Here is a 9,094-nt window from a genome sequence, read left to right on the forward strand (position 1 = left end):
TATCCGCCTAAATCTAAAGTGGCCAGCACGTACTATCAGAAGCTGGCCACTTCATTCAGTTATCCCCGGGCAACAGGGGCAATGTATCGGCGCCATGGGTGAGAACCGTAACCTTAGCGTCTTTACCCAGGTGCGCCCAGGCCAGATCCAGGGCTTCCTCTACTGTAGCGGCGTGCTTAAAGCCTAACCTGGCCGCCGCTGCAGCGCTTATTCCGTCTGAAACCAGGCAAACCTCGGCATGCTGGCGCACCTTGGCCCAGGCCAGTGCCAGGGCACCGGCTACTTTATCCTTAATCCGGCCTTCCTCAATCTGGGCGTCGATATCCTCCGGTTCCTGGCCGGCGAACTCCAGCATCTCCGGGTGGGTAACGGCCACCCCTTCCGGGCAGGGGGTGACGATAATAATCGTCCCTCCTTCTTCTACCAGCATATCGCACGGGTATAAGGTCTTATGGGCCTGCCAGAACTCAATGTCGCAAGGATGGGAGCTGGCCAGGACAATGGGCGTGTGCCCCGGCGCCGGGATACCGTAAACCTGCCGGCTAGTTGCAACCCCGGTGCGGAAGGCCTGGCGGATATCACCAAAGAAAGCTTTCACCACCTGGCCTTGCGGATCCAGGACCGTGTTGAAAATATAATTAACCCCCGCTTGGTCGGCGATAGCCTCCATCTCATCCCGCACTTTATTTTCTACAATGCCCAGCATGTTACGCCGGGTCCGCACGCTCAGCAAGTGGGTGGCCGCCGTGGTATCCTCGCCACAGATCCCGGGCTGGACGATTTTCGCCCCGCCGCTGTACCCGGGGATATGGTGGGGCACGATACTGCCGATACCAATGACTATATCCGCTTCTAACACCAGCCGGTTTATCTTTACCGGTGTACCGTTGGCCGTAAGGCCGAAATCATGGAGGGCGGTTGGATTACGAAAATCATGATTGATGACTTCAACCCCGGAAACGACATCAGCCCCCAATTTTCCTTGCAGCTCCTGAGGGGTCATCGGCCGGTGGGTGCCCAGGGCCATTAGGATCTTGATATTTTCCCGGCGGACGCCACCGCTGGCCAGCTCTCTGATTAGAGCCGGAACGATAAGATTGGCCGGCGTCGGACGGGTGTTGTCGTCACAGAGGAGGAGCACCCTGCTGGATGGTGCGGCCACCTTAGATAAAGCAGGGCAGGCGATGGGGTTCTCTAAGGCACGCTGGATCTCTTTTTCGGTCAGGGGCAGCTCTTGACCCTTAGAAGGTGACAGGACCGCATTCAACCTGTCCTCAGGGATGCTAAAACCCAATTCAGAATCTCCGTATGGTACTTTAAGATTGCAAACCACAGAGATAATCACCTCTCAATAAACCTCTCAACAAAAAACTTGCGGCAACCGAAGCTTCCTAAGCCATATACATGCCGCCATTAATGTCAATTGTCGTCCCGGTTATCCATTCGGCGGCTTCGGAAGCGAGATAGACGGCCATTTCCGCAATATACCACGGTTGGCCAAGCTTACGCAAAGGAATTCCCGCTAGGATTTCCTCCATTTTTGCCTCAGGGAAGTTTTTAGTCATTTCGCTTGCCAGGGTGCCCGGTGCTATGGCATTAACCGTAATGTTGTATGGCGCCAAAATGCGAGCCAGGGCTTTAGTTAAACCGATGATACCGGCTTTGGAGGCGGAATAATGACATCCCGGCGCTATCCCCCCGGCCCGGCCGGCAAAGGAAGAGATGTTAATTATCCGGCCGTATTGCTGTCCTTTCATAACCTCTGCCACTGCCTGAGTACAGAAGAAGGCGCTTTTCAGGTTAACAGCTAAAACTTTATCCCATTCTTCTTCAGTAATCTCACCCAGGGGCGTAGTCGGGCAAATACCGGCGTTATTGACCAGGATATCCACCTTGCCGAAGGTTTTTATAGTAATATCCACCATCTCGTTGATGCTCCGGACTTTGGCCACATCCACGGTTAAGCCCAGGGTTTGTGTTTCATTACTCAACTCACCGGCGGTTTCAGCAGCGTTATATAAATCGGCGACAACTACCCTGGCGCCCTGGTTTACGAACCTAGCTGCCATTTCTCGGCCAATTCCCCGTGCGGCACCGGTAATAATGGCTACCTTGCCTGCCAGCATTTTACCACCCCTAATCTTTTATATCCTGCCACAATAGCACCGGGCCATGTTGGACTTCCCTGCCGCCAGGCGCAATCGCAGAAGATAAAAATAGTAGAGCACGTTATTTTTATTTTTAGCTCACAACATTAATGATTAATGCATTACCAGACCACCGTTCACATCCAGGACGGCTCCCGTAATATAGCTGGCCCACCTGCTGGCCAGGAACAATGCGCCTAGAGCCAGTTCTTCCGGCTCGGCCATACGCCCCAGGGGGACTTGCTTTAAAAACTCCTGTAACCTCTCCGGGGTGAGGTTGGCCATCATTCTGGTATTAACCGGACCTGGAGCGATGGCATTAACGCAGATGCCATCGGCGGCGTACTGCCGGGCCAGGCCGCGGGTAAGGGTTAAAACGGCGCCTTTAAAGGTATTGTAAACAAGCGAGTTATCAAAGCCGCCGGTATGAGCACCCTGAGAGGAGAAGTTGATAATGCGGCCGTATCGGGCTTTCTTCATTGCCCTGGCGGCAGCCCGGGAAAGAAAAAACTGGCTCTTGAGGTTAACATCGTGGATGCGTTGCCAGGAGTCCTCATCTACTTCGTCCAGAGACACCCGGAGAATGATGGCGGCGTTGTTAACCAGGATATCTATGCGACCATATGTTCCTTCCGTAACCTTGACAACATCCTCACATTCCTGAACCCGTGATAAATCCTTTACCAGGCCCAGATGAACATCCTTGTTGGGCAACTGGGATATGGTGTTATTGAGTTCAGCGGCATCGATATCCACGGCCGCTACCTTAACCCCGGCGGCGGCAAAAACATTGGCCAGGGCACGGCCGACGCCACGCCCGGCACCGGTAATAATTGCAACTCGTCCTGCCAGTCCCAGGTCTAAGAGGCCTTCGCACATTCTATTTTCCCCCTAACCCATATTGCTTGGGCTCTTATTCTTGACCTGTTACTTTCCTGGCAATCTCGCACCAGCGCCGGACCTTCTGGTAGTCCTCCTGAGGGTGGTCGTTCATTACCTGAAAGGCGTCGGCGCGGATGCTGAAGGCGGCCTTACCCCGCAGAGTATTGACCAGGTATGCCAGTTTCCCTTGCATCTGCTCTTCGCTGGCCTCAATGACATCGGCAACGGGATCAAGGCAGACGTCAAAGGCTACCTCCGGGGCGAAAAGTTCCAGGGCCTTTTCTACATCCGTCCACGGGGAGACATGGAGCATCTCCAGGTTGGGGATCTGTTTGATTACTGGTAAGAGTTTAGTGAGATTACCGCAGCTGTGAAAGTAGACGATGCCATCATGAAAGGCGCTGAGTTCTTGCTCGTAAGCTAGAATGGCGCTCTGATAGAGTTCCGGGCTGATAACGTTGCCATCGATTTCATCGTTATATAATTTGGCTTTGGTAATGGGCTGGCCGATAAACCGGGCCCTGGCTTTACTCCAATCCTTGTGGGCTTCCATGATAAAGCGTAGTAAGCGCTGCACCCATTCCGGGTTCAGAATGGTATCCATTAACAGGTTCTGCATCCCCCGCAGGTGCATGGCTACGCCAAAGGGACCGAAAACCCAGTCCGGGAAGATGACCGGCAACCGGTCTTTGACCAGTTCGTTAAAACGGGCATAGAATTCGTGCACCCGGGGCATTAGCCCGCTCTTGTAGAAGTCAGGTATTTCAAGTTTGTCCAGGTCTGCGTATTCCTTGAGTACTGGTTCGCTGGCAATCCAGGGGCCGCGGTCTTCATGCCAGACGACGGGGATGCCGAACAGGCTGAGCTCAAAGACCACCCCCGGCCAGGGGGTTACTTCGCCGGTAAAGTAGGTGTTATCACGGAAGACCTTAAATTTATGCAGGTTGATCTGCAGCTGGCCGGCCAGGTAGGCCCTAGGGTCGCTCCAGTAACGAGCAATGTCGAGGCCCAAGATAACTGACCACAGGGAGATGTCTGGTTCGACGATGAAGGGTACCTGACCGTCCATCTGCAGGGCCGGCAACCCCCGCCAGTTGCCCCGGGCCCAAGGGGGCTGGGGACGCCAGAAGCGGGCGTTTTGGGCATTGCGGTCGCTGTGGACAGCCGCAGCCATTTCGTCGATGAGCCTATCCAGATTCACTTCAGCCATTACTTTTGATCTCCTTCTGCCTTTTCAACCTTGTTTTAATATAGAAGTCAAACTCCAGGCCGCCGGGCGGCACCAGCGCAAGGGATGAAGATGAAATGGTTAATGGTATTGTTTTCAGAGTAGACGCCCATGCCGCCCCGGTGGCACCAACAGAAAGATGAAAATGGTAAACGGCGTTATTTTCAGGATAAGCGTCCAGGCCACCAGATAGCACCAGTAAATGGGGGAAAAGGAGCCTGCCGGGACCTTAAACTAGAATCTGAGACAGTTAAATAGAGGGGTTCTCCATAACTGTACCCACGGCCTGCAGGAACCTGGCTGCCAGGGCGCCGTCAATCAAACGATGGTCTACGGATAACGTAACTTTGGTAATGGGCCGGATCTTGATATCCCCTTCGGCACTTACCACCAATTGCTTCTTAATCGTACCAACAGCCAGGATGGCGCTCTCCGGGGGATTGATGATGGCCGTAAACTGGTCGACGCCGTACATGCCCAGGTTGCTGATAGTAAAGGTGCCGCCTTCAACCTGCTCGGCCGTTAATTTCCCCTCCCGGGCTAGTTGCACCAGTTCTGCCCGGGCGGTGGATATCTCTTGCAGGGTTTTTCGCCCGGCGTCTTTGATTACCGGGACAATCAGGCCCCGGCCGGCATCGACGGCGATACCGATATTCGCTGCGGCGTGCTGGACTATTTCATTTTCGTTCAGGGAGACGTTGACCTGGGGGTACTCCTGCAGGGCCCGCCCTACGGCATAGACGAAGAAATCGGTCAAGGTTACTTTGTAATCCCATTCCTCTTTGAGCTTCAGGCAGGCTGTCATGTCGATTTCTTTCGTAAAGTAGACGTGGGGCCGTTCCTGGGCACTCCTGGACAACCGTTCGGCAATTATCTGGCGTATCCCTTCTAACAGGGTCCGGGTTTCCCCGGCACCTGAGGGAGCAACTGCGGTGGTGGTCTCCAGGTACTTGATGAGGTCTTCTTCGACAATGCGGCCGTTTTCACCTGTTCCCTGGACTTTCCTCAGGTCGACGCCTTTTTCCCGGGCCATTTTTTTCGCCCGCGGGGTGGCCAGCAAGGGCTGATTTCCGGCTTCTTTTGCTGGTCCTGTTTCTGCGGGGGCTGGAGCCGGGGCCGAGCTCGTGGCGGCGGGGGTTGATATGGTTTCCTGGCTGGCTTTATCCCCTGTTAGCTCACGGATGTCTTCGTCGGCCGTGCCGATGATGGCTACCGGGGTGGTCACCGGCACCAGTTCGTCTACGGGCACCAGGATCTTCCGCAGGATTCCGCTCTCTTTGGCCTCGACTTCCATGGTGACTTTGTCGGTTTCGATTTCAAAGAGGATGTCGCCCTCAGCTACTTCTTCCCCTTCTTGCTTGCACCAGTTGACGATCTTGCCTTCTTCCATGGTTACACCCAGTTTGGGTAAGAGTACCAGGGTTGCCAACTTGTTTGCGCCTCCTGTAGTTTTTTACTTCAGGGATTGCCGCACGGCGGCTTCAATGTCTTCTTCTAAAGGTATGGCCAGCCGCTCCAGGTTGCGGTTGTAGGGGATGGGTACGTCATGACCCGCCACCCGTTGCGGGGGTGCGTTCAGGTAATCAAAGGCCTGTTCGATGACCAGGGTGATTACCTCGCCGGCCATGCCGTAGGTTTTCGGGGCTTCGTGCACTACTACCAGGCGGCCGGTTTTCTTGACGGAGTTTACGATGAGTTCGGTGTCCAGGGGCCTGATGGTCCGGGGGTCGATTACTTCGACGCTGATCCCTTCCCGGCCTAATTTTTCAGCTACAGCCAGGGCACGTTCGACCATAGCTCCGGTGGCCACGACGGTGACGTCGTCCCCACTGCGTTTGATATCGCCCTTACCCAGGGCGATGCTGTATTCTTCTTCCGGCACTTCGCCTTTTTTGAAATAAAGAATTCGAGGCTCCAGGAAGACTACGGGATTATGGTCGTTAATGGCTGCTTTCAGCAGCCCCTTGGCGTCATAGGGGGTGGCGGGCATAACTACTTTTAGGCCCGGAATGTGGGCGTAGAAGACTTCTAGACTCTGGGAGTGCTGGGCCGCCTGCTGGCGGCCGGAACCGCTGGACATGCGGAAGACTACCGGGATGGTGGCCTGGCCGCCGAACATGTAACGGCTCTTGGCGGCGGAGTTGATGATCTGGTCCATGGCGATAAAGCTGAAATCGGAAAACATGAATTCGGCTACCGCCTTGGTGCCGGAGAGGGCGCCACCATAAGCCGCCCCGGCGATGGCCGATTCGGAGATGGGGGTGTCCAGTACCCGGCCGGGGAATTCTTCCATTAATCCCCGGGTGCAGGTGAAGGCGCCCCCGCGTAGTCCGATCTCTTCGCCGATGATGAACATGTGGGGGTCGTGCTGCATTTCTTCCCGTAAGGCTTCGTTTATGGCTTCCGCCATGGTTATCTGGCGCATTGACTATTGTAACCCCTTCCTGCTTAGTTTTCGTAGTAGACGTCGGTAAATAGATCGGCTGGCTCGGGTTCGAGGCCGGCCAGCCCGTATTCCAGGGCGTCGTCGATGGCCTGCTTGGCTTCGACCTTTAGGCCGGCTACTTCGTCCGGGCTGCAGATATTATTCTCTATCAGGTGTTTTTCCAGGAAGATAATCGGGTCTTTCTCCTGCCACTTTTCTAGTTCCCCTTTGGGCCGGTAGGTGCAGGGGTCGCCGACATAGTGCCCGTACCAGCGGTAGGTGACGGCTTCGATGAGGGTCGGCCCGTCGCCCTGGCGGGCGCGTGCGACTGCTTCTTTAACTGTCTCATAGACGGTAAAGATGTTGTTGCCGTCGATAGTCATCCCGGGCATACCGTAACTGGCGGCGCGTACGGAAATCTTATCTATTTTGGTGGAGCGGGCAAAGGAGGTGCTGACGGCGTAGCCGTTGTTTTCGCAGATGAAGACTACCGGCAGGTTGTACAGGGCGGCCAGGTTGAGGGATTCGTGAAAGCTGCCAGTGTTGGTGGCCCCGTCGCCGAAGAAGTTGATGCAGACATTTTTTTGCTCCCGGAGTTTGAAGGATAAGGCGGCCCCGGTGGCGATGGCGCAGCCGGCGCCGACGATGCCCTGGGCGCCCAGGACGCCTACGGACATGTCGACGATATGCTGGGAACCGCCTTTGCCTTTGCACAGGCCGTTCTTACGGGCCAGTAACTCGGCCATCATGCCTTTGAGGTCCGCACCTTTGGCGATGCAGTGGCCGTGACCGCGGTGGCTGGTGACGATGGTGTCCTCCCGGTTCAAGTTGGCGCAGGCGCCGACAGCGATGGCTTCCTCCCCGACGCTGACGTGCATGCCGCCATAGGCCAGGTTCTTCTGGTATAAATCGAGCAGGTTTTCTTCAAAGAAACGGATGACCCACATGTCATGGTACATCTTGCTCAGTTGTTCTTTCGTTAAGGTGGTTGTTGCTCCCACTTGTATGCCCTCCTATAATCTGGACTAAAAGGCTGCTTTGAGGATTTCAACCAGATCGGCTTCGGTTACTCGCCGCGGATTACCCCTGACTAGGCGTTCAATCTTGATGGTTTCAGTTGCTATCTCCGGCAGTTGCTCCTCTTCAATACCGATCTCCCGGAGGTGGGTGGCTATACCAATGTCCTCCTGGAGCTTTTTAACAGCCTCTACACCTTTCCTGGCTGCCTCCAGATCAGACAAGCCGGCCATATTCTCGCCGAAGAGTTCCGCAATCCGCTTCAGCTTGGCGGCAGCGGCCGTCAGATTAAAGGCTACTACGTAGGGCAGCATGAGCCCGATTAAGCACCCATGAGAAGCATGAACGCGTTTGGCCAGGGGGAAACTGAAGGCATGGACCAGGCCCAGCCCGGAATTACCGAAAGCCATGCCGGCAGTTAAACTGGCTAGGGACATGTTATATCGGGCGGTTTCGTTCTGTCCCTGGAAAACAGCCAGACGGAGGTTACTGGCAATCAAACTGATTGCTTTTTCAGCCAGGGTCTCAGTCAATTCAGTCGAACCGCCAAAGATATAATCAACATCCGGTGGCAGGTATTTGCTGGAGACGGCAATGTAAGACTCTACCGCGTGACCCAGGGCGTCGATACCTGTTTCGGCCGTTACCCGCGGGGGCATGCTCATGGTTAATAGAGGGTCAACTATGGCTACCCAGGGCCGGATGTTATTATCGGTGATGCCGCCTTTGAGCTCTTTTTCTTCATCTTCCAGCACCGATACCGGGGTAACCTCCGAACCGGTTCCGGCAGTAGTGGGGATAGCAATAATGGGAATGGTCTTACCCGGTACTTTGTTTTCGTCATAGTAATCAGCAGGATTACCGCCAAAGGTGGTCAGGATGGCTGCCGCTTTAGCCACATCGATAGAGCTGCCGCCGCCAAGGCCGATAGTAGCATCACAACCATGAGCTTTTACTTCTGCCGCTGCCGCCAGAGCAGTTTTGGTGGTCGGTTCGGGGATGCCATTATCCCAAAAAACATAATTATGACCCGCCAGTACTTCCTTTATTTTGGCGCCAATGGCTGAGCCGCCGATATTTTTATCCGTAACAATGAAGGGCTTGTTCACTTTTAACTTCTGCAAACACCCTGGTAGCTCACTGAGGGTACCAGGCCCGAATACAACTTGCCCGGCGATAGAATACTTCCATACGTTACGCATAAGAAATACCTCCATAATATTTTTTATTTTGGAGTTAGCAGTGCCTTATTGGACTATGGGGAATTGATACCAGGATTAAACCTGGCGGTAATTATATTAACCATCTTAATTTCTTCCTGCGTTTGTCAATACAAAAATGATCCACTATGGCAAAGTAAATCTGATCCACTTATGATAAAGTAAAAGTGATCCA

General features: G+C 54.4%; 8 protein-coding genes. All 8 read right to left on the reverse strand.

The genetic code is table 11. The annotated features are described in order from the left end of the window. Positions 1-55: 55 nt before the first annotated feature. The 8 genes from SDD30_RS13895 to SDD30_RS13930 all read right to left on the reverse strand — a co-directional run bounded on the left by SDD30_RS13895 (position 56) and on the right by SDD30_RS13930 (position 8,901). Positions 56-1,345, reverse strand: coding sequence for a nickel-dependent lactate racemase family protein (locus SDD30_RS13895; RefSeq protein WP_434075531.1), 1,290 nt, complete (start codon positions 1,343-1,345; stop codon positions 56-58). 46 nt (positions 1,346-1,391) lie between these two features. Further along, positions 1,392-2,126, reverse strand: a complete 735-nt coding sequence (locus SDD30_RS13900; protein ID WP_434075532.1) for an SDR family NAD(P)-dependent oxidoreductase — start codon at positions 2,124-2,126, stop codon at positions 1,392-1,394. Between the two features lie 135 nt (positions 2,127-2,261). Beyond that, complete coding sequence (locus tag SDD30_RS13905) at positions 2,262-3,026, reverse strand: SDR family NAD(P)-dependent oxidoreductase (protein ID WP_434075533.1); 765 nt, start codon at positions 3,024-3,026, stop codon at positions 2,262-2,264. 34 nt (positions 3,027-3,060) lie between these two features. Continuing rightward, positions 3,061-4,239 (reverse strand): uroporphyrinogen decarboxylase family protein, encoded by a 1,179-nt coding sequence (locus SDD30_RS13910; RefSeq protein WP_434075534.1) that lies wholly within the window; start codon positions 4,237-4,239, stop codon positions 3,061-3,063. Positions 4,240-4,507: 268 nt separating this feature from the next. Beyond that, positions 4,508-5,686 (reverse strand): dihydrolipoamide acetyltransferase family protein, encoded by a 1,179-nt coding sequence (locus tag SDD30_RS13915; protein WP_434075535.1) that lies wholly within the window; start codon positions 5,684-5,686, stop codon positions 4,508-4,510. Positions 5,687-5,710: 24 nt separating this feature from the next. After that, positions 5,711-6,682, reverse strand: a complete 972-nt coding sequence (locus SDD30_RS13920; RefSeq protein WP_434075536.1) for an alpha-ketoacid dehydrogenase subunit beta — start codon at positions 6,680-6,682, stop codon at positions 5,711-5,713. A gap of 23 nt (positions 6,683-6,705) precedes the next feature. Further along, positions 6,706-7,683: a thiamine pyrophosphate-dependent dehydrogenase E1 component subunit alpha gene (locus tag SDD30_RS13925; RefSeq protein ID WP_434075537.1), complete on the reverse strand. Its 978-nt coding sequence runs from the start codon at positions 7,681-7,683 to the stop codon at positions 6,706-6,708. Between the two features lie 24 nt (positions 7,684-7,707). Next, entirely contained in the window at positions 7,708-8,901 is a 1,194-nt protein-coding gene (locus SDD30_RS13930) for a hydroxyacid-oxoacid transhydrogenase (RefSeq protein WP_434075538.1), read from the reverse strand. Between the last annotated feature and the right edge of the window lie 193 nt (positions 8,902-9,094).

Source organism: Moorella naiadis (nom. illeg.), assembly GCF_051020825.1.
Lineage (GTDB): Bacteria > Bacillota > DSM-521 > Neomoorellales > Neomoorellaceae > Neomoorella > Neomoorella naiadis.